This window comes from Streptomyces sp. NPDC059866 (assembly GCF_042731325.1).
GTDB classification, from domain to species: domain Bacteria; phylum Actinomycetota; class Actinomycetes; order Streptomycetales; family Streptomycetaceae; genus Streptomyces; species Streptomyces flavusporus.
Genome location: NZ_JBHWJT010000001.1, coordinates 208,137 through 232,825, shown reverse-complemented (window position 1 = coordinate 232,825; position 24,689 = coordinate 208,137). Strand labels below are relative to the sequence as shown.

Genomic DNA, 24,689 nt, shown 5'->3' with positions numbered 1-24,689 from the left:
CCGCACAAGAACCCGGACCATGCCCCATCGCCGCGCCCACATACGCGAGCGTCCAGGCCTGGGACGGGCCATGTGAGGCCGGCCGAGCCGGGGGAGGGGGTGGGGTGCCGTACGCCGATCCGCTGCCGGCGCCGCCACCTGCCCATGGCCATCGCTAGAACGGCTGCGACGACTGCGGAAAGCCGGACGCCGCCTCCCGCCACCCCCGCAGCACCGTCTCCACCGCCGCCGCTGTCCGCCGCCGTGCCTCGTACCTCGCCACCCCGTTCATCAGCAGCTGGTCGTAGGGCGTGTCCACATGCCGTACGGCCGCCACGACCGCCGATGTCACCGCCCCCTCGGTGAGCGCCCGCCCGGCCGCGCTCCGGCCCACCCGCCCGCTGCCCCGCACGGACGCGTGCGCCGAGATCGCCCGCGCCCGCTCGGCCGGACACCTGGGAAACAGCCGCAGGATCTCCGCCGCGAACGCCTCCGTGAACCGGTCGTCCTCGACCGCCCTGCGCTGCGCGTCCCTCGCCCGGCGCCGCCGTCGCGCCTCCGCGTCCGCCAGACACCGCTCCTCGGCGCGGGCGAGCCCCTCCTCCTCGACGAGGACGCCTTGACGCTCGTACCGGCTCTTGCGCCGGTTGAACCGCATGACGATCACCGACAGCGTGCTCTCCTCGCGCGCCCTGCGGGTCAGCGCGGTGTCCCCGCGCGGCAGGAACACCAGGTGCCCGAGGTCGGCACAGTCGAGGCACCGTGGCACGCCCTCCTCCAGGACGAGCAGCGACAGCGGTCCCCGCCGGCACGCGGCACAGCGCTTCTTCTTCAGGGGCTGGATGGCGACGAGTCCGGTGCGGGACGAAGGAGTCACGGGCACTGCCTTGTCCGTCATATTCGCTTCATGATCCGCCATGTCCGCTTCATGCCCGCGGACCCCCGGGATCTACGCCGTATCGCCGGCCTCGTACCGCACCTCACCTCACCCGTCTCCCCGCGCCTGGGCTCACTCGCGACTGTCCGCCGCCGACCGCACCGAGAGCCCGGCGCCCGGCCGTCGGTGCTTTCGGCAGCGCGCGGCATCATGGCCCTGTGCGACTCGAAGCGATCACCTGGGACCGGCTCGGCGACCGCCTCGCCGAGCGCCTGCTCGACCTGGAGCCGGCCGACGGTGGCCCCTGGCCGCGGATCGCCTTCGACGGCGCCCCGGCGGCCCGGCCCGGAGACCTCGCCGAGCGTGTCCACGAGGCGCTGCGCATACGCGGCCGCCCGTCGCTGGTCGTCGGCACGGAGGGCTTCCTGCGCCCCGCCTCCCTCCGGCTGGAGCACGGCCACCAGGACGTGGACGCCTACTACGACGGCTGGTTCGACACCGGCGCCCTGTGGCGCGAGGTCTTCGGCCCCCTCGAACCCGGTGGCGACGGGCGTGTCCTGCCCGATCTCCTGGACCCGGTCACCGACCGCGCCACCCGCAGCCCGTACGTCCAGCTCCCTCCCGGCGGTCTCCTGTTGCTGCACGGTCCCCTTCTCCTGCGCCACTGGTTCCCCTTCGATCTGACAGTTCACCTCTTCCTGTCACCGGGCGCCCTGCGCCGCCGTACGCCCGAGCCCGAGCACTGGACCCTCCCCGCGTTCGAGCGCTACGAGCACGAGACCGATCCCGTCGGCACGGCCGACGTCCTGGTACGCCTCGACGATCCGCGCCGCCCGGCCTGGAACGGCTGAGCGGAGTATGTGATCCATCCCCTCCGAGAGCGCCTCCCCGTCCCCCCGGCTGCCGGGGTTCCGGGTGCGTGCGCCGCGCGACCCGGCGAGAATGTAGGGCGCCGGGACTAGCGGTGTGTCCTGCGCCGCGCCGGCCGTCCGGCACCGGGAGGTACCCCATGACCACCGCCGGAGAAATCATGCACCGTGGTGCCCAGTGGATCCCCGCCCACGAGACCCTGGACCGTGCCGCCCAGCTGATGCGTGAGCTCAACGTCGGAGCCCTGCCCATCAGCGACGCGAACGAACGGCTCTGCGGCATCCTCACCGACCGGGACATCGTGGTCGGCTGTGTGGCCATGGGGCACGACCCGTCCAAGGTCACAGCGGGCGAGATGGCCAAGGGCACGCCGCGCTGGATCGACGCCGGCGCCGATGTCAGCGAGGTGCTCCAGGAGATGGAGGACCACCAGATCCGCCGCCTGCCCGTCATCGAGAACAAGCGCCTGGTCGGCATGATCAGCGAGGCCGACCTGGCCCAGCATCTGACGGAGGACCAGATCGGCGCCTGGGCCGAGCGAGTCTACGCCAGGAGCGCGGCACGCTGACCCGATGCCCTGCCTCGCCGGCACCGCGGCCCCGTCCGGCGCGCATCACCGGCCCGCTCAGAGCCAGCCGTTGCGCCGGAAACCGCGGTAGAGCACCAGGCAGACGAGGGATATGACGCCGATGACCATGCCGTAGCCGTATCGCCAGTGGAGCTCCGGCATGTGGTCGAAGTTCATTCCGTAGAGCCCGCAGACCATCGTCGGCACCGCGACGATCGCGGCCCACGCCGTGATCTTCCGCATGTCCTCGTTCTGCGCGACCGTCACCTGGGCGAGGTGGGCCTGCAGGATCGAGTTGAGCAGTTCGTCGAAGGTGGCTATCTGCTCCGTGGCCCGCTGCAGGTGGTCGGACACGTCGCGGAAGTAGGCCTGTATCTCCGGTTCCACCACCCGGATCGGCCGGTTGGCGAGATCCGCGAGCGGACGGCCGAGTGGGACCACCGCACGCTTCAGCTCCAGGAGTTCACGCTTGAGCTGATAGATGCGGCCGGGATCCGCTCGCGCGCCGTTCTCCGCGAAGACATCCGTTTCGACGTGGTCGATGTCGGCCTGTACCGAGTCGATGACGTTGAGGTAGTCGTCGACCACATGGTCCGCGATCGCATGCAGCACCGCGGACGGCCCCTTGGCGAGCTGGCCGGGCTCCGCCTCCAGCTCCTCGCGCAGCGGGCCCAGCGAACCGTGCCGTCCGTGCCGCACACTGATCACGAAGTCCTGGCCGACGAACACCATGATCTCGCCGGTGTTCACCACCTCGCTCGTGGCCGTGAGTTCCTCGTGCTCGACGTAGCAGACCGTCTTGAACACCGCGAACAGTGTCTCCCCGTACCGCTCGACCTTCGGGCGCTGATGTGCCTCGATCGCGTCCTCGACGGCCAGCGGATGCAGGTCGAACAGCTCGGCGATGCCGGCGAACTCCTGGTTCGTCGGCTCGTGGAGACCGAGCCAGACGAAGCCGTCACCGTTCTTGCGTACCCGCTCCACCGTGTCGACCAGGTCGCCGCCGACGGGGACGCGGCCTCCTTCCTCGTACGCCACGCAGTTCACCACCGAGGAGCCCAGCGGGGATCGCGCGGGGTGGCTCAGGTCGACCCGCCTGCGCCGCCGGGCCAGCCGCGCCACCTTGCGGAGGCCGTCGACCGTGCCGAGGCTTGTGACCTTCCGCAGATTCCCTGCCATGGACATCTGGATCTCCTTGCTCGGATCCCCTCGCGCCGCATCCTGCGCCTGTCGCGCCAGTGTGCCAGGGCCGCGTGAGCGGCGGGTAAGCCTGTGGAAACCACGGGTTCCGCTTGGTTCCGGCCTGTGGACAACGGGAGTTGACCCGTGGGGCCTGTGGCGGTCCCGTGGCGGGAATTACGCCGTCTGGCATCGGCACGGGCCGACCGCCCGTCTCGATGCGCCCGGCGCCTGATACCTCGTCCATCTCGTCGTCCATCTCGTCGTCCACCTCGTCGTGGACCTCCCGTCGCACCGGAGCGTCGCCCCCTCCCGGCAAGTCGGATAAATGGGATGATCTCGGTATGACGTCAATGGACGGGTCTCTCCTCGACAACCGGCAGTCCGGGGCGGGAGCGCGCTCCGAGGCCCTCACCACCCTCCGACACCATGGATCTTGCCGCGGTTCCGATGATTTCGGCGTGGGGACGCAAGGGGTGGACATGAGGGGAACTGCCGCGCCCAGGAAGCGGTCGACAAGGCGGACCAGGCTCGCCGTTCTGCCTGCCGTCAGCTGCTCACCGGAGGCCTGCCGCCCACCTGTTCGACCGCCCGCGCACCCGCCAGACACCCGTCCGCCGCCGCGGCCTCGGGCTCGGCGCCTGCGAGCAGGGCGGTGAGGAACGCGCCCGTGAACGCGTCGCCGGCGCCGGTGGTGTCCAAGGGCCTCGCCGGCGCGGCGGGCACCCGTGTGTGCACGGTCCCGGAGCGGGCGACCAGAGCCCCGTCCGCCCCTTGCTTGGCGACCACCAGCGGGACGTGGCGGCTCAGTTTCGCCGCCGCGTCCGCCGCATCCGGCAACCCGGTCAGCAGGCACGCCTCGTCCCGGCTGGGCAGCAGGACCCCCACCCCTTCGACCGACGCGAGGAAACGGTCGACGCCCAGCTCCATGAGGAAACCGGCCGACGCCGGATCCAGACTCACCGGCACCCCACGTGCGCCTGCCGATGCCAGGGCCAGCGCCGCCAGCGCGCGGCTCTGCTCGGAGAAGAGCAGATAGCCGGACAGATGCAGCCATGCGACGCCGTCGAGCAAGGTGTCCGACCAGTCACCGGGCTCGAGACGCAGCGAGGCACCGCTGTCGGTGAGGAACGTCCGCTCTGCCGAAGCGCCCGTGTCGACGAGGCAGATCACCGTCCCGGTCGGCGCCTGCGGATCGATGACCAGACGTGAGCGCACCCCGGCGGCGGCCAGCTCCCGCTCGTGCCAATCCGCCGCGTCCTTCCCCACCCGCCCGAGCAGCCGCACCTCCGCGCAACCCCAATGGGCGGCCCAGCAGGCCACATTGGCGCCCGCGCCACCGGGCACCGTCCGGATCACGGCGGCCGTGTCGGTGCCCGCGGCCAGAGGCCCTCGATGCCGGGCGACGACGTCCGTCACCACGTCCCCGACCACCAGCAGCGCACCGCTCGGGGAGCCACGGCGGGTCGAAGCGGCCCCCTGCCCCGGCGTCCCCGAGCCGCTCACGCCCCGGCCCAGGCCGCCGCGATCCGCCCCGCCAGCCGTACGTTGCCGCGTACTGCGGCCAGGTTGGCCCGCAGCGAGGCACCGTCGGTGTGCCGTACCAGATGGTCGAGCAGGAACGGTGTGACGGCCTGGCCGCTGACTCCCTCCTCCTCGCAGGCCCGCAGTGCGTCGGCGAGCACGCGTGCGTGCAGCCCGGGATCCAGTTGCTCCGCCTCCGGAACGGGGTTGGCCACGATCAGCGCCGAGTCCGGGACACCGAGCGTGTCCTGGGCCCGCATGACCTCCGCCACCTGCTGCGGGTTGTCCAGGGTCCAGTCCACCGGGTGTCCCGAGTCGGAGAGGTAGAAGCCGGGGAAACGGTCCGTGCCGTACCCGGCCACCGCGACGCCCAGTGTCTCCAGCCGCTGCAGAGTCGCCGGTACGTCCAGGATCGACTTCACCCCCGCGCACACCACCGTGATCCGCGTGCGCGCCAGCAGGCCCAGGTCGGCGGACTCGTCCTGCGTCACCGTCCACTGCCGGTGCACCCCGCCGAGCCCGCCGGTGGCGAAGACCCGCACTCCGGCCAGCGCCGCCAGCAGCGCGGTCGCGGAGACCGTGGTCGCCCCGCTCGCCCCGGAGGCAACGGCGAGGGCCAGGTCACGGTGGCCCAGCTTGCGGATCCCGTCCTCGCCGGCGACCCGCTCCAGCTGCTCCTTGTCCAGGCCGACCCGGGGCCGTCCGTCCAGCACGGCGATCGTCGCCGGGACGGCGCCCTCCTGCCGTACGGCCTCCTCCAGCTCGAGCGCCACCTGCAGATTGCGTGGCCGCGGCAGCCCGTGCGCGATGATCGTGGACTCCAGGGCCACCACGGGCCGGCGTGCGTGGACCGCCTCCCGCACCTCTTCGGACACCACCAGCGTCACGCGCCTGCCTCCTGTCTGTCGGTCTTCCCTCATCTCTGGCGGGCGGCGGGCCCCGTCAAACCCTTGCGGCCGGTGAGGGACGACACCAGCCTGGGGAGCATGACGGACAACACGACACGTCTCGATCACGTCGTCCTGTGGGTGCGCGATCCGGCCGCCGCCGCAGACTTCTACGAGAAGGCGGTGGGCCTGGAGCCCCTGAGGGTCACCGAGTTCGCCGCGGGCAAGGTGTCCTTCCCTTCCGTACGCCTCAATGACGAGACCATCTTCGACCTCGCACCTCTCAGCATGGCCGAACGCATGAACGTGCTCCCCGACGCCGCCGGGAGCGCGGGCCACCCGGTCAACCACGTCTGCCTGGCACTGTCGGAGCACGACTTCGACGCACTGCGCACACCCCTGGAGGAGCGCTCGGTCCCCGTCTCGGACATCTCCCGCGACTCCTTCGGCGCACGCGGCAAGGCACCCCGCAGCTTCTACTTCCGGGATCCGGACGGCAACGTCCTGGAGGCACGTCACTACGCGTGAGTGGGCCCGGGCCTCAGAACAGCGGCTCGGGCAGCACGCCCTCCAGCGCCAGCAGCCTCCGCTTGGTCTCCAGACCGCCGCCGAACCCGCCGATGCCGCCGTCGCTCTCGACGACCCGATGGCAGGGCACGACCACCGGCAGCGGATTGGAGCCCATCGCCATGCCCACCGCCTGGGCCGCGCCCGGTTGACCGACCCGGTCGGCCAGATCGCCGTAACCGACCACCGTGCCGTACGGCACGCCGGACGCCAGCTCGCGCAGCACCTGACGGTTGAAGCCCGAGATCAATGACCAGTCCAGCGGCAGCCGGAAGTCCCGCCGCTCACCCGCGAAGTAGGCCTCCACCTGACGTATCGCCTCGGCCAGCAGGGGAGAGCCGGGTGCCTCGACCGGCTCGGCGCCCAGCCGGGACGCCAGCCGGGCGAGCGCCCTGTCGCACACCGCGTCCGTGGCGTGGAACACGACGTTGACCAGGCCCTCGGTCGTCGCGGCCAGCAGCAGCGGACCGATGTCGCTGTCGACGACGGTCCACACGACCTGCTGCTCGTCCTGCCCATGGCTGTCCATGCGCCCACCGTACGACCCGCCACTGACAACGACCGGCGGCCGGCCCCGGCACCCGTCACTCCCCGCCGAGGGCCTCGCGCACCACGTCGGGCTTGTTGGTGATGATGCCGTCGACGCCGTACCGGGCGACCCGCCGGGCGGTGGCCGCGTCGTCCACGGTCCAGGTGAAGACCTCCAGCGGCCTGCCGTGGGCGCCGGTGAAGCCGTGGACGGCGGAGACATAACGGGCCGAGAGGGTCCCGTACGACGGGTTGATCTGATCGACGAAGCGCGCGTACCCGGAAACCTCCGCCATGGACGGTGTCCCGAGGAAACCCGTCCTGACGGCGGGCTTCAGCTCGTGGACGGCCCGCACACTGTCCGCGCTGAAGCTCTGCACGATCAGCCGGCCCGTGAGGTGCTGCCGGTCGAGCCAGCCTTCGTTGCCGAGGAGCTTGAGCGTCTGCTGCTCGATTCCCGGATACAGCTCCGGCTTCTTGATTTCGAGAAGGAGCTTCTGGTGATGGTGCTCGACTCGACGCAGGTACTCCTTGAGCGTCGGCACGCGCGTGCCCGCGTAGGAGGGGGCGAACCAGCTCCCCGCGTCGAGGCGCGCGATCTCGGCGGCCGTGAAGTCCTTCACCTTCCAGGGCGCGCGGTCGGGGAAGACCTTCTCCGCGTCGGTGGTCCGCTGCAGGCTGTCGTCGTGGATCACCACGAGCTCGCCGTCCTTGGTCCGCTGCACATCGTTCTCGACCCACTGGATGCCCAGCTCGGCTGCCTTGTCGACGGCGGCGAGGGTGTTCTCGGGCGCCTGCGCCGAGGCGCCCCGGTGGGCGATGACCACAGGCTGCTCGGCAGCACTGTCGGCGTCGGCGGCGGGGAGCAACAGGGCGACGGTCCCCAGGAGCGCGGTGGTCGTGGCGGCAACTGCGCGCGCGTGCATGCGTACTCCTCGCGTCGAAGAATCACGGACGGCTCCACCGTGACAGCAGAGGGTCAACGCCAGAGGGGTACAGGATGGCCACAGATTGAATGGTGATGCCCGAGACCGCTCACCGTAGCGGCACAACTGAGGCAGGGACGTGTTTCTTTGCCGGAAAATCGTTCGAGCATTCCGGTGCGAGTCATACTCTCTGCCTCAACCCTGACCGTTCGTTGCGGTCCTGGGAGGGGCGCACATCAGGACATTCCGGGACGGAAGAGGGCGGAAAGGCAGCCGCGCATGCAAGGCACGGTCGACGGATTCAGCTACGGCCTCGTCACACCCGTGGTGGCCTACCTCATGGCATGCCTCGGCGGTGCGCTCGGCCTGCGCTGCACCACGAGATCCATGCTCGTGGCCGGCTCCTGGCGCCCCGGGTGGCTCGCCCTGGGCTCCGCGGCGATCGGTTCCGGCATATGGACCATGCACTTCATCGCGATGATGGGCTTCAAGGTCGAAGAAGCGCCGATCCACTACGACAAACCGATGACGTACGCCAGCCTGGGCATCGCCATCGTGATGGTCGGCATCGGGATCTTCATCGTCGGCTACCGGGGTGCCAGGGGCACCGCCCTGTTCACCGGAGGCACCATCACCGGTCTCGGTATCGCGTCGATGCACTACCTGGGCATGGCCGGCATGCAGCTGAACGGCAAACTGGAGTACAACACCCTCACCGTCGCCGCCTCCGTCGTCATAGCCATGGTCGCCGCCACGGCCGCCCTGTGGGCGGCCGGACAGGTCAGAGGACTGTGGTGGAGCGTGGGCGCCAGCCTCGTCATGGGGCTCGCGGTCAGCGGCATGCACTACACGGGCATGGCAGCCCTCAGCGTCCACCTCCACGCCCCCGCCGACCCGTCCACGGGCGACTCACCGGCGGCGCTGCTCGCCCCCATGCTGATCGGCCCCCTCGCCTTCCTCTGCCTCGCGGGCGTCGTCGTGCTGTTCGACCCCCTCATGGTCATGGGCAAGCCGCGCTGGCCGCGAGCCGAGGACAAGCCCGGCGTCCCGGCCCACGCGCCCGACCGGCCCCACCAGTCCCGCCGCATCGCGCTCCGCTCCCGTCGGCACCCGACCCGCCACCGCTCCCGCACCCCGCAGAACTGGTGATCCGAGCCCGTTGTCAGTGCGGGGTCGTACGGTGGATTCCATGCGGCCCGTTTCCAGCATCGAACGCACGGTGGCGCCCTTCGAGGTCGTCAGCCCCTACCAGCCGAGCGGCGACCAGCCGACGGCCATCGCCGATCTCGCCCGGCGCATCGAAGCAGGTGAGAAGGACGTCGTCCTCCTCGGTGCGACCGGCACCGGCAAGTCCGCCACCACCGCGTGGATGATCGAGAAGCTTCAGCGCCCCACCCTGGTGATGGCCCCGAACAAGACCCTGGCCGCCCAGCTGGCGAACGAGTTCAGAGAGCTCCTGCCGAACAACGCCGTCGAGTACTTCGTCTCGTACTACGACTACTACCAGCCCGAGGCCTACGTCCCGCAGTCGGACACCTACATCGAGAAGGACTCCTCGATCAACGAGGAGGTCGAGCGCCTGCGTCACTCCGCGACCAACTCGCTGCTCACCCGCCGCGACGTCGTCGTGGTCGCCTCGGTGTCCTGCATCTACGGTCTCGGTACGCCGCAGGAGTACGTCGACCGTATGGTCCCGCTCAGGGTCGGCGAGGAGATCGACCGCGACGAGCTGCTGCGCCGCTTCGTGGACATCCAGTACACACGCAACGACATGGCCTTCACCCGCGGCACCTTCCGGGTGCGCGGGGACACCATCGAGATCTTCCCGGTCTACGAGGAGCTGGCCGTCCGCATCGAGATGTTCGGCGACGAGATCGAGGCGCTCTCCACCCTCCACCCCCTCACCGGTGAGATCGTCAGCGACGACGAGCAGCTGTACGTCTTCCCGGCCTCCCACTACGTCGCGGGCCCCGAGCGCATGGAGCGGGCCGTCAACGACATCGAGAAGGAACTCGGCGAGCGCCTGGCCGAGCTGGAGAAGCAGGGCAAGCTCCTGGAGGCCCAGCGCCTCAGGATGCGGACGACGTACGACATCGAGATGCTCCGCCAGATCGGCACCTGCTCCGGCGTGGAGAACTACTCGATGCACTTCGACGGCCGCCTGCCCGGCTCCGCGCCGAACACCCTGCTGGACTACTTCCCCGAGGACTTCCTGCTCGTCATCGACGAGTCGCACGTCACCGTGCCGCAGATCGGCGCCATGTACGAGGGCGACGCCTCCCGCAAGCGCACCCTCGTCGAGCACGGCTTCCGGCTGCCCTCCGCTCTGGACAACCGCCCCCTGAAGTGGGAGGAGTTCCAGCAGCGCATCGGACAGACCGTCTACCTCTCGGCGACCCCGGGCACCTACGAGCTCTCCCGCGGGGACGGCGTCGTCGAGCAGATCATCCGCCCCACCGGCCTGGTCGACCCGGAGGTCGTCGTCAAGCCCACCGAGGGCCAGATCGACGACCTGGTGCACGAGATCCGCACGCGCGTGGAGAAGGACGAGCGCGTCCTGGTCACCACGCTCACCAAGAAGATGGCCGAGGACCTCACCGACTACTTCCTGGAACTCGGTATCCAGGTCCGCTATCTGCACAGCGACGTCGACACCCTGCGCCGCGTCGAGCTGCTGCGCGAACTGCGCTCCGGCGAGTTCGATGTGCTGGTCGGCATCAACCTCCTGCGTGAGGGCCTGGACCTGCCCGAGGTCTCCCTCGTGGCGATCCTCGACGCCGACAAGGAGGGCTTCCTGCGCTCCGGCACCTCACTGATCCAGACCATCGGCCGTGCGGCGCGCAACGTCTCCGGCCAGGTCCACATGTACGCCGACAAGATCACCCCGGCGATGGCGAAGGCCATCGAGGAGACCAACCGCCGCCGGGAGAAGCAGGTCGCGTACAACAAGGCGAACGGCGTCGATCCCCAGCCGCTGCGCAAGAAGATCAACGACATCGTCGCGCAGATCGCGCGCGAGGACGTCGACACCGAGCAGCTGCTCGGTACGGGCTACCGCAAGGCGAAGAAGGACGGCCACGGCACCAAGGCCCCGGTGCCTTCCCTGGGCGAGCACGCGGTCAAGGGCGGGAAGGCGGCCAAGCGGGCCAAGGGCAAGGCCGGGGAAACCGTGCCCACCGACCGTCCCGCGGCCGAACTCGCCGAGCAGATCGAGGAGCTGACCGCGCGGATGCGCGCCGCAGCCGCGGACCTGCAGTTCGAGATCGCCGCCCGGCTGCGCGACGAGGTCTCCGAGATGAAGAAGGAACTCCGCCAGATGAAGGAGGCGGGACTGGCCTGACGGGCCTCGGAGGCCTCAGTGACCTCGCCGGGAATGCGCTGTGTTGCAAGACCGACACAAAGTGCGGACCGGGGTACGGCACTGTCAGTGCCCCTGCGTAGGGTTCTGGTCATCCGCGGCATCGCGGCAACAGGGGAACGCTCGAGAGGGGAAACAGCGCGTGACCGTCAACATGACCAAGGGTCAGGCCATCAGTCTGCAGAAGAACGACGGCGGCAGCCTGACCGCGGTGCGCATGGGTCTCGGCTGGCAGGCGGCCCCGCGCCGCGGCCTGTTCGGTTCGCGCACCCGGGAGATCGACCTCGACGCCTCCGCCGTCCTGTTCGCGGACAAGCAGCCGGTCGACGTCGTCTTCTTCCGCCACCTGGTGAGCGACGACGGCTCCGTTCGGCACACCGGTGACAACCTCGTCGGCGGTGTCGGCCAGGGCGGCGACGACGAGGCGATCCTCGTCGACCTGCAGCGCCTCCCGGTCCACATCGACCAGATCGTCTTCACCGTGAACTCCTTCACGGGCCAGACCTTCCAGGAGGTGCAGAACGCGTTCTGCCGCCTCGTCGACGAGACCAACGGCCAGGAGCTCGCCCGCTACACGCTGGCGGGCGGCGGTCAGTACACGGCCCAGATCATGGCGAAGGTGCATCGCAATGGCCCGGGCTGGACGATGACGGCCCTCGGTAACCCGGCCAACGGTCGCACCTTCCAGGACCTGATGCCGGCGATCCTGCCGCTCCTTTAGGACGGGCCCGGCGAGCGGCACACGACACCGACACGACACAGGGGGACGAAGGCGATGACGGCCGAACTGGTGCGGGGGCAGAACCACCCGCTCTCCCAGGTCCGTCTCGAGATCCGGGTCTCGGCCGGCACGCCGATCGTGGCCGTGGCCACGCTCAGCGACGACCAGGGCAAGGTCCACGCAGTGGAGCGGGTGGCCCACCCGGGCGCACCCACCCTGCCCGGACTCGAGGTCCCCCGGCAGGCGGCCGCCGACCATCGCCTCGCGGTGGATCTGGACGCCATGCCGGACACGGTGCACCGCGTCCATGTGCTGCTCGCCCTGCCGGGCGGCGTCGGGGGAGGGCCGAACCGCTTCGGTGCCCTGGCCGCCCCCTACGTCGCGGTCACCGGGCTGGACGGAACCGAGGTCGCCAGCTACACGATCACCGGCCTGGAAGCGGAAACGGCCGTCGTCGCCCTGGAGCTCTACCGCCGCCAGGGCGCCTGGAAGGTGCGCGCGGTCGGTCAGGGCTATGCGGGCGGGCTCGCCGAGCTCTTCACCGACCAGCACCTGCCCCAGGCCCACCAGCTCGCCGGCACCATCAACGACGCCGTGGCCCGCGGACTGGCCCGCTCCGTGGCGGCGCCCCCACCGCGCACGGCGGACGGTGACCGCACGAGGCAGTCGGCCGCCCCCACCCGGCCGGACCAGAGCGGCTCACCCTACGGCGCCCAGAGCCCCCAGACCGGCGCGGGATCCCGTACGGGCTACCCCGGAGGACCGGCCTCGGCCGACCCGTCCGCCCTCACGGAGCCGTCCGCGCCCACCGCCGCCGGCCCGATCGACTACAACCATCCCCGTCGGCAGAACGGGGCGCCGCCCCCGCCCCCGCCGACCGCGCCCCCTGCGGCGCCGGGTCAGCCCGCCCAGCCCGTCGCGGGCGACGCCACCGGCTGGTCCATGGACGAGCGGCTCTACAACCAGGTGTGGGGCATGTTCGAGGACCTGGCCCGCACCACGGCCGCCTACCGCAGCGCAGTCGACTTCGCCGAATCGCGCATGGACAAGGAGCTGGAGCAGGTCCTGTCCGATCCGCGCGGCCGGATCGGCGGACAGGCCGACGCTGCGCGCGAGGCCGCCCGCGCCCGGCACACCCAACTCGTCGACCAGGCCAAAGAGGCCCTCGACCGGGATGTCGCCCAGCTCACTGCGGAGGCCGCCGTCGTCGAACCCGCGCTGCCACCGGCGTACGCGGGCTGGGACAACCCCGTCTGGCACGGCTACCGGGTGCCGATGGAGATGCCGATGGCCCTGCGCCTGGGCGACCTGCATCTGCCCGAGTGTGCCCAGCTGCGCATCCCGATGCTGGTCCGGTTGCCGCTGGAGCGCGGTCTGTGGATCGACAGCGGACGTGTCGGGGCGCTCGACGGCTCGTTCGCCGACTCGCACGATCTGCGGCGCCTGGCGATGGAATCGGCGGTGGCCCACGCGGCCCGGCTGCTCGCCGTCCATCCGGCGGGTGAGTTCACCGTGCATGTGATCGACCCGGCCGGTTCCGGAGCGCAGGCGCTGGTACCGCTGGTGCAGACCGGAGCGCTCGCGGCGCCGCCCGCCGTAGGTGCCGCCGGTGTGGCGGACGCCCTGGCCAGACTCACTCAGCGCGTCGACCTCGTGCAGATGGCGGTGCGGGGCGGCGCGGCCGACGCTCTGCCACCGGGCATGGACACCTCCCAGCACCTGCTGGTGGTCAACGACTTCCCGCACGGCTTCGACGACCGGGCGGTGACCCAGCTGCGTTATCTCGCCGACGAGGGCCCGGCTGTCGGCGTCCATCTGATGATGGTGGCCGACCGCGAGGACTCCGCGGGTTACGGACCGCTGCTCGACCCCCTGTGGCGTTCGCTTCTGCGACTGACTCCGGTGGCCGACGACCACCTCGCCGACCCGTGGGTGGGGCACGCCTGGACGTACGAGCCGCCGGTCGTGCCCTCCGGCAGCCAGGTGCTCCAGCAGGTGCTCACACAGGTGGCCGCGGCTCGCCGCACATGGCACCGGTGACCGTCATCGCCGCCCGTACCAAGCACATGTAAAGCGCTCTGACCAGCGTCTTTGGTCATTCTTTTACTAATCACTTTGCCTTTCCTTGGTGATTGGGTACTCTTTTCAGCACGGAGGGGAGTACTCCCTGACTACTGCGGCGTACCCGTCAATACGGATCAGGCCAGATCCCGGGGCGTCGGCCCGCTTATGGGTGGAAGAGACCTCCGGCAGCGACGACGCTGACTGACTGTTTGCCGTTACGTACTGCCGGAGGCGCAGTGGATGTTTCCCTGACCCTGTGGGTCCTGACCGTCGTAGGACTGGCCGCGCTGATCGCGGTCGACTTCTTCATCGGCCGCAAGCCGCACGACGTATCGATCAAGGAAGCCGGGATCTGGACCGTCGTCTGGATCGTGCTGGCGGGCCTCTTCGGCCTCGGGCTGCTCGTCTTCGGCGGAGGCCAGCCCGCCGGTGAGTTCTTCGCCGGCTTCATCACCGAGAAATCGCTGAGTGTCGACAACCTCTTCGTCTTCGTGCTGATCATGGCGAAGTTCGCCGTGCCCACGCAGTACCAGCAGCGAGTGCTCCTCATCGGCGTGCTCATAGCTCTCGTACTGCGCGCGATCTTCATTGCCGCGGGCGCCGCGATCATCGCCAGCTTCTCGTGGGTGTTCTACATCTTCGGCGCCTTCCTGATCTACACGGCCTGGAAGCTCATCCAGGAGGCCCGGGCCGAGGAGGAGGACGAGGAGTACGAGGAGAGCAAGCTGCTCAAGGCGGCCGAGCGGCGCTTCGGTGTGGCCGACCGTTACCACGGCACCAAGCTGTGGATCCAGCAGAACGGCAAGCGGGTCATGACCCCGATGCTGGTCGTGATCCTCGCGATCGGCACCACGGACGTGCTCTTCGCGCTCGACTCGATCCCCGCGATCTTCGGTCTCACGCAGGACCCGTACATCGTGTTCACGGCCAACGCCTTCGCGCTGATGGGCCTCAGGCAGCTGTACTTCCTCATCGGCGGCCTGCTGAAGAAGCTGGTCCACCTGTCGTACGGCCTGTCGATCATCCTCGGCTTCATCGGTGTCAAGCTGGTGCTGCACGCCCTGCACGAGTCGGGGGTCCACGTCCCCGAGATCAGCATCCCGGTCTCGCTCGGCGTGATCTGCTCGGTCCTGGTCATCACCACGATCACCAGCCTCAGGGCCTCCAAGAAGCAGGCGGCCGCCGAAGCGGCGCAGGCGCCGAGCGAGGGCACTCCGAAGAACAGCGTCGACGCCTGACCGCGGAGACGCGAGAGCAACGCAGTCAGGGCGGTGTGCGGCGGATTGCCGTCCACCGCCCCGGTCGTTCGTGCGGACATTGATGCCGGGACTGGCCGGAATGCGGGGCCCCTGCCCGTCTGCGACGATCGCCGCATGATCCCTCGGCTCAGGTCGTTCACGACCCGGTGGACGTCCCTCATGCCGATGCTCGCGGTGGTCCTGCTCGTCCTCACCTGGGGGCGGGATCTGTCGGCCGCAGTCGTAGCGGTGGTCACCGTGGTGCTGGCCGGGGCGGTCCTGGCCGCCGTGCACCATGCCGAGGTCGTTGCCCACCGGGTCGGCGAGCCCTTCGGCTCCCTCGTCCTCGCCGTCGCCGTCACCATCATCGAAGTCGCCCTGATCGTCACCCTGATGGCCGACGGCGGCGCCAAGAGTTCGACCCTGGCCAGGGACACCGTCTTCGCGGCGGTGATGATCACCTGCAACGGCGTCGTCGGCCTCAGCCTCCTCGTGGGCTCCCTGCGCCACGGCACGGCCGTCTTCAACCCCGAGGGCACCGGCGCCGCCCTCGCGACCGTCGCGACGCTCGCCACACTCAGCCTGGTGCTGCCCACGTTCACCACGAGCAAGCCGGGCCCGGAGTTCTCCGCCGTACAACTCACCTTCGCCGCACTGTCCTCGCTGATCCTCTACGGCCTGTTCGTGGCGACCCAGACCGTGCGGCACCGCGACTACTTCCTGCCCATCACCCGGCAGGGCGAGGTGATCACCGCGGACGACCACGCCGAAGCGCCGTCCGCGCGCACCGCGTGGATCAGTCTGGCCCTGCTGGGGCTCGCGCTGGTGGGGGTGGTCGGACTGGCCAAGGGTGTGTCGCCCACCATCGAGTCCGCAGTGGCGGCCGCCGGTCTGCATCACGCCGTCGTCGGTGTGATCATCGCGCTGCTCGTCCTGCTCCCCGAGACCATCGCCGCGCTGCGCTCCGCCCGCCGCGACCGTGTGCAGACCAGCCTCAACCTCGCCCTCGGCTCCGCGATGGCCAGCATCGGCCTGACCATTCCCGCAGTCGCCCTGGCTTCCATCTGGCTCTCCGGACCCCTGGTCCTGGGCCTCGGCGCCACCCACATGGTGCTGCTCGCGCTCACCGTCGTGGTGACCTCCCTGACCGTGGTGCCGGGCCGGGCCACACCCCTCCAGGGAGGCGTCCACCTGGTGATGTTCGCGGCCTACCTGGAACTCGCGATCAATCCCTAGGAGGCGTACGAGCCACCCATGGACGTCCTGCGTCAGCCGGCCGTCGCCTCTGCCGCCGCCACCCGCACCGGACGGGTCTCCGGGAGCAGCGCGAAGCATCCCAGGCTGAGCAACGCAATGATGGTGAGGTACGCGGCGACGCCCCAGGGCACCCGACCGCCCTGCTCGGCCAGCGCCGTCGCCACGATCGGCGTGAGCGCGCCCCCGAGGACGCCGCCGAGGTTGTAGCCCACCGCGGCGCCCGTGCAGCGCACCCGGGGCTCGTACAGCTCCGGCAGATACGCGGCGATCACGGCGAACATCGTGATGAACGCGAGCATCGCCCCGACGAAGCCCAGGAACATCGGCAACGGCGCGCCCGTCGCGAGGAGCGCGACCATCGGGAACATCCACAGGGCGGCGGCAGCGCACCCGATCAGGCACAGAGGCCGCCGCCCGTACCGGTCGCCGAGCAGCGCCATCAGCGGTGTGAGCGAGCCCTTCACCACCACCGCGCCCATGATGCAGGTCAGCATGACGGAGCGGCTCACACCGAGCCGCTCCGTGGCGTACGCGAGCGACCAGGTCGTCACGGCGTAGAAGATCGCGTATCCGATCGACAGCCCCCCGGCCGTCAGCAGGAGGAGCCGCCAGTGGTCGCGTACCACCTCGGCGAGCGGCACGCGCGCGTGGTCGTCGATCTCGAGGAACCGGGGGCTCTCGGCGAGCGACGACCGCAGCCACAGCCCCAGCAGGGCCAGCACCCCCGCCGCCCAGAACGGCACCCGCCATCCCCAGGCGGCGAACTCGGCGTCGGACAGCGTCGCCGACAGCCCCAGCACCACGCCGTTGGCGAGCAGGAAACCCAGCGCCGGCCCGACCTGCGGGAAGCTCGACCACAGACCTCGCCGCTCGGCAGGCGCGTGCTCCACGGTCAGCAGCACGGCCCCGCCCCACTCGCCGCCGAGCCCCAGCCCCTGCAGAAAGCGCAGCACGAGCAGCAGCAGGGGAGCGGCCACACCGATCGTGTCGTACGTGGGCACGCAGCCGACCGCGACCGTGGAGGCGCCGGTCAGCAGCAGCGAGGCGACGAGGACCGGCCGGCGTCCGTGCCGGTCCCCGATGTGCCCGAACAGCACCGATCCCAGTGGCCGCGCCACAAAGCCCACCCCGAACGTCGCGAAGGCGGCCAGGGTCCCCGCCACCGGCGAGAACGTCGGGAAGAACAGTGGCCCCAGGACCAGCGCCGCGGCGGTCCCGTAGACGAAGAAGTCGTAGAACTCGATGGCCGTTCCGGCGAGCGAGGCGGCCGCGAGCCGCAGCATGGAGGGCGCCCTTACGGTGCGTACGTCGTGCATGCTGCGTCAACTACCCACAGTGACGGCGGGTTACGGGGGCGCGCGGGGGTGATCGGCCCCGTCAGTATGTGACGGTGATGCGCCGGGCGGGCCCGTCGACGCGCACCAGGCCGCCGTAGGGGATCACCAGTTGCGGACTGGTGTGCCCGAAGTCGACGTCGAAGACGATCGTGGTGTCCGGGGCATAGGCCTCCATGGCGCGCAGGACGGCCTCGCGCTGCCCGGCGGCGTAACGAGTGGCCTCCTCCGCGCTGTTGGGGCGGTCGAAGGACCAGGTCTTCGGACGGCCCATCAGCAGCGCCGAGAAGCGCTGGAGCAGCCCGCGCTCGCCCATGTTCCGCAGGGTGCGGAAGACCTCCGTGCCGCTCGGCATCTCCTCCGAGGTCTCCAGGAGCAGTACGCCGCCGTCGAACTCCGAGAGGTCGTGCGGGATCTCCCGGTCGGCCATCAGCAGCCAGCCGACGATCTCCAGACATCCGCCCCAACTGTGGCCCTCCACCACCCGGTCGGGCTTCACCCAGCTCCACCCGGCGCCGGGCCGCGTCTCCGGCTCCGCCTCGAAAGTCGCCGGGTCGGCCCAGTCGCGGTCGACGTCGTTCCAACGTTCGGCGGGCTTCAACTCGTACTCACCTGACGTGAACAGCGCCGCCCGCAGCGACTTTGCCGTCAGCGGGTCCATGGCGCCCGGGCGGCCCAGCGCGGTCATCACCGTCGCGCCGTGGTAGCCGACGATTCCTGCGTTGCGCAGGAGCATGAGCAGGTTCGTGTTGTCGCTCATCCCGAAGAACGGCTTCGGGTTCGCCCGGATCAACTCCCGGTCCAGCAGCGGCAGTACGGTGATCTGGTCGTCGCCGCCGACCGACGCCATGACCGCCTTGATGCCGGGGTCGGCGAACGCGGCGTGGATGTCGTCGGCCCGCTCCTGCGGTGTCGAGCCCATCTTGCGGGTCGCCGGGTACTCGACCGGTTCGAGTTCGTAGTCCTTGCGCAGCCGCTCCAGGCCCAGTTCGAAGGGGCGTGGGAAGAGCCCGGGAAGGCCCGCGCCAGGCGAGAGGACGGCGATGCGGTCGCCGGGGAAGGGCTTGGGCGGATACGAGATCACGGTCATACCCGGAGGGTATGACCCATGGCGTGGTCCGTGCAGCGTGATAAACCGGGGTCTGAGCAGCGGTCATCGACGGACCGCCCGACCCCGAACGGACCGGAGGAACCGTGCCCCGCACCCTGGCCAACGCCCCGATCATGATCCTCAACGGCCCCAACCTGAACCTGCTCGGCCAGCGCCAGCCGGAGATCTACGGCTCCGAGACCCTGGCCGACGTCGAGGCTCTGTGCGCCAAGGCGGCGGCCGCGCACGGCGGCACGATCGACTTCCGGCAGTCCAACCACGAGGGTGAGCTGGTCGACTGGATCCACGAGGCGCGGCTGAATCACTGCGGCATCGTCATCAACCCCGGCGCCTACTCGCACACATCCGTCGCGATCCTGGATGCGCTCAACACCTGTGACGGCCTTCCGGTGTTGGAGGTCCACATCTCCAACATCCACAAGCGCGAGTCGTTCCGGCACCACTCGTACGTCTCCCTGCGCGCCGACGGGGTCATCGCGGGATGCGGAGTCCAGGGGTATGTGTTCGGGGTGGAGCGGGTCGCGGCGCTGGTCGGGTCGGCACAGGCCGACACGCAGTCCTGAAGCGCCGTCAGGGTGGCGCTGGGGTACGGGTGTTGCCCGGGCCGCCGGCCGAGGGCGGGGATCGAGGGGGGCCGGCGGCCCATACCGCGCAGGTGCCGTCGTCCCGCGCGGGGCTGCATCCAGTTGACCGCGCAACCGCGTGCGCGGGGAGTGCGCGCGGGAGGCCGGCGCGTGCAGAGGATTCACACGGGGCGCGCGTTTGGCGGTTCACGCCCCCCGGAGACGGGGGTCACCACCCGCGCGCGTGCCACTCCGGCAGATGCGGCCGCTCGGCTCCCAGCGTGGTGTCGTTGCCGTGTCCCGGGTAGACCCATGTCTCGTCCGGAAGTACGTCGAAGATCTTCGTCTCGACGTCGTGGATCAGACTGGCGAACGCCTTGGAGTCCTTGTGGGTGTTGCCCACACCTCCCGGGAAGAGGCAGTCCCCCGTGAACACATGGGGGTGCCCGTGCGGGTCGTCGTAGACGAGGGCGATCGAGCCCGGCGTGTGCCCGACCAGATGGCGCGCGGTGAGCTCCACGCGCCCGACCCGGATGGTGTCGCCGTCGTCGACCAGGACGTCGGTCGGTACGGGGATTCCGTCGGCGTCGTCCCGGCCCGCGTAGGTGCGTGCTCCCGTGGCTGCCACGACCTCGGCGAGCGCCTGCCAGTGGTCGCCGTGCCGGTGCGTGGTGACGACGGACGCGATGCCGTCGTCACCGATCGTGCCGAGCAGCGTGTGGGCGTCGTTCGCCGCGTCGATCAGCACCTGCTCGTCCGTGGCCCGGCAGCGCAGCAGATAGGCGTTGTTGTCCATCGGGCCCACCGCGATCTTGGTGATCATCAGGTCCTTCAGTTCGTGCACGTCCGCCGGGCCGCCGACCGTCACCTGTCCGCTGTACGTCATGGTGGCAGCCTATCGCCGGGAGTCCGGGCCGGGGCCCGCCGAGGGGGCCACCGTGGGCGGCCGGGAGCGGCGGGCACGGCCCCGGCCCGGAGGAGTGTGAGCTGCCCGTCGGCTACAGGGGTGGAAGCGTCGGCAGGGGGCCGCCCGACACGGTCAGGCCGGCTCCGTCGCGGCGGCCGGCGAGCCGGCCCAGAAGGTCGGCCCGGGACCCCGTCACGGTGATCTCGGGCTCAGGCGCTGCGCTGCCCGTGCTCCACGCGCGCGTGCCGTCCGTCAGCCGGGTGGACGGCACCTCTGGATGACCGGCGAACCTGTCCGCGAGGAAGTCGATCTCCCGCTCCACGAACTCCGCCGGCAGATCCTCCAGCTCGTACCCGATGCCGAGGTCCACATGGTGCAGCTCGACCTCGGCCCACCGCCGGAAGGGCAACCGGGACGCGGAGTCGGTGACGCCGTTGCGCAGCTCCACCGTGCGCGACCAGTCGGCGGGCACGGCCGCCGCATCCTGGAAGCGGGCCGCGCTCTCGCGGAGATCACCGAGCTGGACGTCCAGCGGACGGGGCGCGTCCCGTTCGATGTCAGCGTCCCGGGCCTGGCCGGAGACGTACATGGGACGGCCCTCCAGGACGTTCACGAGGGCGTCCGCGTTGCGGGCGAGGTGGGCGAGAACATGACCGCAGCTCCAGCCGGGGAGCCGTGACGGTTGCGACACGGACGCGTTGTCCAGTTTGCCGACCGCGATGAGCAGCCGTTCGGTCGCTTCACGTACAGACACCAGGTCACGCGCGTGATCAGTCATGATGCCGACCCTAGCTCCCGCCACACGTTTGGGTGAAGGTGGTGGACCCGGCCCGTAAATCGAATGCGCGTGCTATATGGTCGGTTGTGGCGTCGGGCATGCTGGATGGTCGGGGATTGCTATGCAACTCGGGAATCCGACCGGCGTTGTCAGTGGCTCCCCCTAGTCTGAGAAAGCACGGGGGCCCCGCCCCTGTCACTTCTCTCAAGAAAGGTGCGGACCGGCGTGGCCGACCGTCTCATCGTCCGTGGCGCGCGCGAGCACAACCTGAAGAACGTCTCGCTCGACCTGCCTCGGGACTCGCTCATCGTCTTCACGGGCCTGTCCGGGTCGGGCAAGTCCTCCCTGGCCTTCGACACCATCTTCGCCGAGGGTCAGCGGCGTTACGTGGAGTCGCTCTCCTCGTACGCCCGCCAGTTCCTCGGCCAGATGGACAAGCCGGACGTCGACTTCATCGAGGGCCTGTCCCCGGCCGTCTCGATCGACCAGAAGTCGACCTCGCGCAACCCGCGCTCCACGGTCGGCACCATCACCGAGGTCTACGACTATCTGCGTCTGCTCTTCGCGCGGATCGGCAAGCCGCACTGCCCCGAATGCGGCCGCCCGATCTCGCGGCAGTCGCCGCAGGCCATCGTCGACAAGGTCCTGGAGCTGGCGGAGGGGAGCCGCTTCCAGGTGCTGTCGCCGCTGGTGCGCGAGCGCAAGGGCGAGTTCGTCGACCTGTTCGCCGACCTCCAGACCAAGGGCTACTCCCGCGCGCGGGTGGACGGCGAGACGATCCAGCTCTCCAGCCCGCCCACCCTGAAGAAGCAGGAGAAGCACACCATCGAGGTGGTCGTCGACCGTCTCACGGTGAAGGACTCCGCCAAGCGCCGCCTCACCGACTCCGTGGAGACCGCCCTCGGCCTGTCCGGCGGCATGGTCGTGCTCGACTTCGTCGACCTCCCCGAGGACGACCCCGAGCGCGAGCGTATGTACTCGGAGCACCTGTACTGCCCGTACGACGACCTCTCCTTCGAGGAGCTGGAGCCGCGCTCCTTCTCCTTCAACTCACCCTTCGGCGCCTGCCCCGACTGCACCGGCATCGGCACGCGTATGGAGGTCGACCCCGAGCTGATCGTCCCGGACGAGGAGAAGTCCCTCGACGAGGGCGCCATCCACCCCTGGTCGCACGGGCACACCAAGGACTACTTCGGCCGCCTGATCGGCGCGCTCGCGGACGCGCTGGGCTTCCGGACGGACATCCCCTTCGCGGGCCTGCCGCAGCGTGCCCGGAAGGCGCTGCTCCACGGCCACAAGACACAGATCGAGGTCCGCTACCGCAACCGGTACGGCCGCGAGCGCGTCTACACCACGCCCTTCGAAGGTGCCGTCCCCTTCGTCAAGCGCCGGCACAGCGAGGCCGAGAGCGACGCCAGCCGCGAGCGCTTCGAGGGCTACATGCGCGAGGTGCCCTGCCCCACCTGTGAGGGCACGCGCCTGAAGCCGATCGTCCTCGCGGTCACGATCATGGAGAAGTCGATCGCGGAGGTCTCCGCGATGTCGATCAGCGACTGCGCGGAGTTCCTGGGCGAGCTGAAGCTCAACGCCCGGGACAAGAAGATCGCCGAGCGCGTGCTGAAGGAGGTCAACGAGCGGCTGCGCTTCCTGGTCGACGTCGGCCTGGACTACCTCTCGCTGAACCGCGCCGCCGGCACGCTGTCCGGTGGCGAGGCCCAGCGCATCCGCCTGGCCACCCAGATCGGCTCCGGCCTCGTCGGCGTCCTGTACGTCCTCGACGAGCCGTCCATCGGCCTGCACCAGCGCGACAACCACCGGCTGATCGAGACCCTCGTCCGGCTGCGCGACATGGGCAACACGCTCATCGTCGTCGAGCACGACGAGGACACCATCAAGACCGCCGACTGGGTCGTCGACATCGGCCCCGGCGCGGGCGAGCACGGCGGCAAGGTCGTGCACAGCGGCTCCCTGAAGGAGCTGCTCGCCAACGAGGAGTCGCAGACCGGTCAGTACCTCGCCGGGAAGAAGTCCATCCCGATGCCGGACATCCGTCGCCCCCGCGACCCGTCCCGGCAGCTCACCGTGCACGGTGCCCGTGAGAACAACCTCCAGGACATCGACGTGTCCTTCCCGCTGGGCGTGTTCACCGCGGTCACGGGCGTGTCCGGCTCCGGAAAGTCGACGCTGGTCAACGACATCCTGTACACGCACCTGGCCCGCGAGCTGAACGGCGCGAGGAACGTGCCCGGGCGGCACACGCGCGTGGACGGCGACGACCTCGTCGACAAGGTCGTGCACGTCGACCAGTCGCCCATCGGCCGCACGCCGCGGTCGAACCCGGCGACGTACACCGGCGTCTTCGACCACATCCGCAAGCTGTTCGCCGAGACGACCGAGGCGAAGGTCCGCGGCTACCTGCCCGGCCGGTTCTCCTTCAACGTCAAGGGCGGCCGCTGCGAGAACTGCTCGGGCGACGGCACGATCAAGATCGAGATGAACTTCCTCCCGGACGTCTACGTCCCGTGCGAGGTCTGCCACGGCGCCCGCTACAACCGGGAGACGCTGGAGGTCCACTACAAGGGCAAGTCCATCGCCGAAGTCCTGAACATGCCGATCGAGGAGGCCCTCGACTTCTTCGAGGCCGTCCCCGCGATCGCCCGCCACCTGAAGACGCTGCACGACGTCGGCCTCGGCTACGTCCGGCTCGGCCAGTCCGCCACCACCCTGTCCGGCGGTGAGGCCCAGCGCGTCAAGCTCGCCAGTGAGCTTCAGCGGCGCTCCACGGGGCGTACGGTCTACGTCCTGGACGAGCCGACCACCGGCCTGCACTTCGAGGACATCAGCAAGCTGCTGACGGTGCTGTCCGGCCTGGTCGACAAGGGCAACACGGTCATCGTGATCGAGCACAACCTCGACGTGATCAAGGTTGCCGACTGGATCGTCGACATGGGCCCCGAAGGCGGAGCCGGCGGTGGCCTCGTCGTCGCCGAGGGCACCCCCGAGCAGGTCGCTGCGGTCTCGACCAGCCACACCGGCAAGTTCCTGCGGGAGATCCTCGGCGCCGACCGGATCAGCGACGCCGCTGCGGTGCAGGTCCCGCGCCAGTCCGCGGTGAAGAAGACGGTGGCCGCCAAGGCGCCGGCGAAGAAGACGGCGACGGCCAGGACGGCCAACAACACGTCGACCGAGAAGGCGGCCGGGGTCACCAAGAAGACGACGCCTGCGAAGAAGACGACGCGGGCCCGCAAGGCCTGAGCAGCACCTCGCAAGAACCATGCGAAGGGCGGCGCCCCCCGGGGACTCCCCCCGGGGGGCCCCCCCGTGGACCCGCACCCCCCCAACACCGAAACCACATACGACCCCGACCGGCGCGCCCCCCCCCCCCCCGCGCCGACCCCGGCACCACGAACGCCGGCGGCCGCGGCGCCTCCGACGCCCTCTGCTCCCCGGACC

21 protein-coding genes are annotated in these 24,689 nt (G+C 70.1%); 11 read left to right on the top strand and 10 right to left on the bottom strand.

Annotation, left to right across the window (positions count from 1 at the left end; all coding sequences use genetic code 11):
• Positions 1–154 precede the first annotated feature (154 nt).
• Complete coding sequence (locus tag ACFV7R_RS01085; protein ID WP_385258387.1) at positions 155–877, bottom strand: DUF2293 domain-containing protein; 723 nt, start codon at positions 875–877, stop codon at positions 155–157.
• 197 nt (positions 878–1,074) lie between these two features.
• On the opposite strand from ACFV7R_RS01085, the gene ACFV7R_RS01080 reads away from it, so the two are divergent.
• A complete protein-coding gene (locus ACFV7R_RS01080) occupies positions 1,075–1,707 on the top strand; it encodes a uridine kinase (protein WP_385258385.1) in 633 nt (210 codons plus the stop codon).
• A gap of 158 nt (positions 1,708–1,865) precedes the next feature.
• Positions 1,866–2,294: a CBS domain-containing protein gene (locus ACFV7R_RS01075; RefSeq protein WP_385258382.1), complete on the top strand. Its 429-nt coding sequence runs from the start codon at positions 1,866–1,868 to the stop codon at positions 2,292–2,294.
• Between the two features lie 57 nt (positions 2,295–2,351).
• Here ACFV7R_RS01075 and ACFV7R_RS01070 read toward each other — a convergent pair whose 3' ends face one another.
• The 3 genes from ACFV7R_RS01070 to ACFV7R_RS01060 form a co-directional block, all read right to left on the bottom strand.
• Positions 2,352–3,479 carry a magnesium and cobalt transport protein CorA gene (locus tag ACFV7R_RS01070; RefSeq protein ID WP_385258378.1) on the bottom strand — a complete coding sequence of 376 codons (1,128 nt, stop codon included), beginning with the start codon at positions 3,477–3,479 and terminating at the stop codon, positions 2,352–2,354.
• Positions 3,480–4,022: 543 nt separating this feature from the next.
• The gene (locus tag ACFV7R_RS01065; RefSeq protein ID WP_385258376.1) at positions 4,023–4,979 is read right to left on the bottom strand and encodes a carbohydrate kinase family protein; all 957 of its coding nucleotides are present in this window, start codon (positions 4,977–4,979) and stop codon (positions 4,023–4,025) included.
• Entirely contained in the window at positions 4,976–5,917 is a 942-nt protein-coding gene (locus tag ACFV7R_RS01060) for a pseudouridine-5'-phosphate glycosidase (protein ID WP_385258374.1), read from the bottom strand. The genes ACFV7R_RS01065 and ACFV7R_RS01060 overlap by 4 nt, the downstream gene beginning before the upstream one ends.
• A 66-nt stretch (positions 5,918–5,983) precedes the next feature.
• Between ACFV7R_RS01060 and ACFV7R_RS01055 the strand changes: the two genes are divergently transcribed.
• Positions 5,984–6,412, top strand: coding sequence for a VOC family protein (locus ACFV7R_RS01055; RefSeq protein ID WP_385258372.1), 429 nt, complete (start codon positions 5,984–5,986; stop codon positions 6,410–6,412).
• 13 nt (positions 6,413–6,425) lie between these two features.
• On the opposite strand, the gene ACFV7R_RS01050 is transcribed toward ACFV7R_RS01055, so the two are convergent.
• Both ACFV7R_RS01050 and ACFV7R_RS01045 read right to left on the bottom strand, forming a co-directional pair.
• The gene (locus ACFV7R_RS01050; protein ID WP_385258370.1) at positions 6,426–6,980 is read right to left on the bottom strand and encodes a methylated-DNA--[protein]-cysteine S-methyltransferase; all 555 of its coding nucleotides are present in this window, start codon (positions 6,978–6,980) and stop codon (positions 6,426–6,428) included.
• A 55-nt stretch (positions 6,981–7,035) separates the two neighbouring features.
• Positions 7,036–7,905 carry a glycerophosphodiester phosphodiesterase gene (locus ACFV7R_RS01045; protein ID WP_385258368.1) on the bottom strand — a complete coding sequence of 290 codons (870 nt, stop codon included), beginning with the start codon at positions 7,903–7,905 and terminating at the stop codon, positions 7,036–7,038.
• A gap of 279 nt (positions 7,906–8,184) precedes the next feature.
• Here ACFV7R_RS01045 and ACFV7R_RS01040 point away from each other — a divergent pair, with 279 nt between their 5' ends.
• The 6 genes from ACFV7R_RS01040 to ACFV7R_RS01015 all read left to right on the top strand — a co-directional run bounded on the left by ACFV7R_RS01040 (position 8,185) and on the right by ACFV7R_RS01015 (position 16,522).
• Complete coding sequence (locus tag ACFV7R_RS01040) at positions 8,185–9,054, top strand: MHYT domain-containing protein (RefSeq protein WP_385258366.1); 870 nt, start codon at positions 8,185–8,187, stop codon at positions 9,052–9,054.
• Positions 9,055–9,094: 40 nt separating this feature from the next.
• The gene (gene uvrB, locus ACFV7R_RS01035; RefSeq protein WP_385258364.1) at positions 9,095–11,245 is read left to right on the top strand and encodes an excinuclease ABC subunit UvrB; all 2,151 of its coding nucleotides are present in this window, start codon (positions 9,095–9,097) and stop codon (positions 11,243–11,245) included.
• A 160-nt stretch (positions 11,246–11,405) separates the two neighbouring features.
• A complete protein-coding gene (locus ACFV7R_RS01030; RefSeq protein WP_129797301.1) occupies positions 11,406–11,984 on the top strand; it encodes a TerD family protein in 579 nt (192 codons plus the stop codon).
• A 54-nt stretch (positions 11,985–12,038) separates the two neighbouring features.
• On the top strand, positions 12,039–14,024 hold the full coding sequence (locus ACFV7R_RS01025) for a TerD family protein (protein ID WP_385258361.1): 1,986 nt from the start codon (positions 12,039–12,041) through the stop codon (positions 14,022–14,024).
• 260 nt (positions 14,025–14,284) lie between these two features.
• Positions 14,285–15,286, top strand: a complete 1,002-nt coding sequence (locus tag ACFV7R_RS01020; RefSeq protein ID WP_385258358.1) for a TerC/Alx family metal homeostasis membrane protein — start codon at positions 14,285–14,287, stop codon at positions 15,284–15,286.
• 135 nt (positions 15,287–15,421) lie between these two features.
• The gene (locus tag ACFV7R_RS01015) at positions 15,422–16,522 is read left to right on the top strand and encodes a calcium:proton antiporter (protein WP_385258355.1); all 1,101 of its coding nucleotides are present in this window, start codon (positions 15,422–15,424) and stop codon (positions 16,520–16,522) included.
• Positions 16,523–16,554: 32 nt separating this feature from the next.
• Here ACFV7R_RS01015 and ACFV7R_RS01010 read toward each other — a convergent pair whose 3' ends face one another.
• Positions 16,555–17,859, bottom strand: a complete 1,305-nt coding sequence (locus tag ACFV7R_RS01010; protein WP_385258352.1) for an MFS transporter — start codon at positions 17,857–17,859, stop codon at positions 16,555–16,557.
• A gap of 61 nt (positions 17,860–17,920) precedes the next feature.
• On the bottom strand, positions 17,921–18,967 hold the full coding sequence (locus tag ACFV7R_RS01005; protein ID WP_385258349.1) for a S66 peptidase family protein: 1,047 nt from the start codon (positions 18,965–18,967) through the stop codon (positions 17,921–17,923).
• 104 nt (positions 18,968–19,071) lie between these two features.
• Here ACFV7R_RS01005 and aroQ point away from each other — a divergent pair, with 104 nt between their 5' ends.
• On the top strand, positions 19,072–19,551 hold the full coding sequence (aroQ, locus tag ACFV7R_RS01000; protein WP_385258346.1) for a type II 3-dehydroquinate dehydratase: 480 nt from the start codon (positions 19,072–19,074) through the stop codon (positions 19,549–19,551).
• A gap of 229 nt (positions 19,552–19,780) precedes the next feature.
• Here aroQ and ACFV7R_RS00995 read toward each other — a convergent pair whose 3' ends face one another.
• Complete coding sequence (locus ACFV7R_RS00995; RefSeq protein ID WP_385258343.1) at positions 19,781–20,437, bottom strand: MBL fold metallo-hydrolase; 657 nt, start codon at positions 20,435–20,437, stop codon at positions 19,781–19,783.
• 112 nt (positions 20,438–20,549) lie between these two features.
• Positions 20,550–21,236 (bottom strand): maleylpyruvate isomerase family mycothiol-dependent enzyme, encoded by a 687-nt coding sequence (locus ACFV7R_RS00990; RefSeq protein ID WP_385258340.1) that lies wholly within the window; start codon positions 21,234–21,236, stop codon positions 20,550–20,552.
• Between the two features lie 225 nt (positions 21,237–21,461).
• Between ACFV7R_RS00990 and uvrA the strand changes: the two genes are divergently transcribed.
• The gene (uvrA, locus tag ACFV7R_RS00985) at positions 21,462–24,491 is read left to right on the top strand and encodes an excinuclease ABC subunit UvrA (protein WP_385258337.1); all 3,030 of its coding nucleotides are present in this window, start codon (positions 21,462–21,464) and stop codon (positions 24,489–24,491) included.
• Positions 24,492–24,689 lie beyond the last annotated feature (198 nt).

Excerpts from the sequence above, each read along its gene's own strand:
- ACFV7R_RS01085 (WP_385258387.1), bottom strand. The coding sequence starts at position 877 with ATGACGGACAAGGCAGTGCCCGTGACTCCTTCGTCCCGCACCGGACTC.
- ACFV7R_RS01075 (WP_385258382.1), top strand. The coding sequence starts at position 1,866 with ATGACCACCGCCGGAGAAATCATGCACCGTGGTGCCCAGTGGATCCCC.
- ACFV7R_RS01070 (WP_385258378.1), bottom strand. The coding sequence starts at position 3,479 with ATGTCCATGGCAGGGAATCTGCGGAAGGTCACAAGCCTCGGCACGGTC.
- ACFV7R_RS01060 (WP_385258374.1), bottom strand. The coding sequence starts at position 5,917 with ATGAGGGAAGACCGACAGACAGGAGGCAGGCGCGTGACGCTGGTGGTG.
- ACFV7R_RS01055 (WP_385258372.1), top strand. The coding sequence starts at position 5,984 with ATGACGGACAACACGACACGTCTCGATCACGTCGTCCTGTGGGTGCGC.
- ACFV7R_RS01050 (WP_385258370.1), bottom strand. The coding sequence starts at position 6,980 with ATGGACAGCCATGGGCAGGACGAGCAGCAGGTCGTGTGGACCGTCGTC.
- ACFV7R_RS01045 (WP_385258368.1), bottom strand. The coding sequence starts at position 7,905 with ATGCACGCGCGCGCAGTTGCCGCCACGACCACCGCGCTCCTGGGGACC.
- ACFV7R_RS01040 (WP_385258366.1), top strand. The coding sequence starts at position 8,185 with ATGCAAGGCACGGTCGACGGATTCAGCTACGGCCTCGTCACACCCGTG.
- uvrB (WP_385258364.1), top strand. The coding sequence starts at position 9,095 with ATGCGGCCCGTTTCCAGCATCGAACGCACGGTGGCGCCCTTCGAGGTC.
- ACFV7R_RS01025 (WP_385258361.1), top strand. The coding sequence starts at position 12,039 with ATGACGGCCGAACTGGTGCGGGGGCAGAACCACCCGCTCTCCCAGGTC.
- ACFV7R_RS01015 (WP_385258355.1), top strand. The coding sequence starts at position 15,422 with ATGATCCCTCGGCTCAGGTCGTTCACGACCCGGTGGACGTCCCTCATG.
- ACFV7R_RS01010 (WP_385258352.1), bottom strand. The coding sequence starts at position 17,859 with ATGCACGACGTACGCACCGTAAGGGCGCCCTCCATGCTGCGGCTCGCG.
- ACFV7R_RS01005 (WP_385258349.1), bottom strand. The coding sequence starts at position 18,967 with ATGACCGTGATCTCGTATCCGCCCAAGCCCTTCCCCGGCGACCGCATC.
- ACFV7R_RS00995 (WP_385258343.1), bottom strand. The coding sequence starts at position 20,437 with ATGACGTACAGCGGACAGGTGACGGTCGGCGGCCCGGCGGACGTGCAC.
- ACFV7R_RS00990 (WP_385258340.1), bottom strand. The coding sequence starts at position 21,236 with ATGACTGATCACGCGCGTGACCTGGTGTCTGTACGTGAAGCGACCGAA.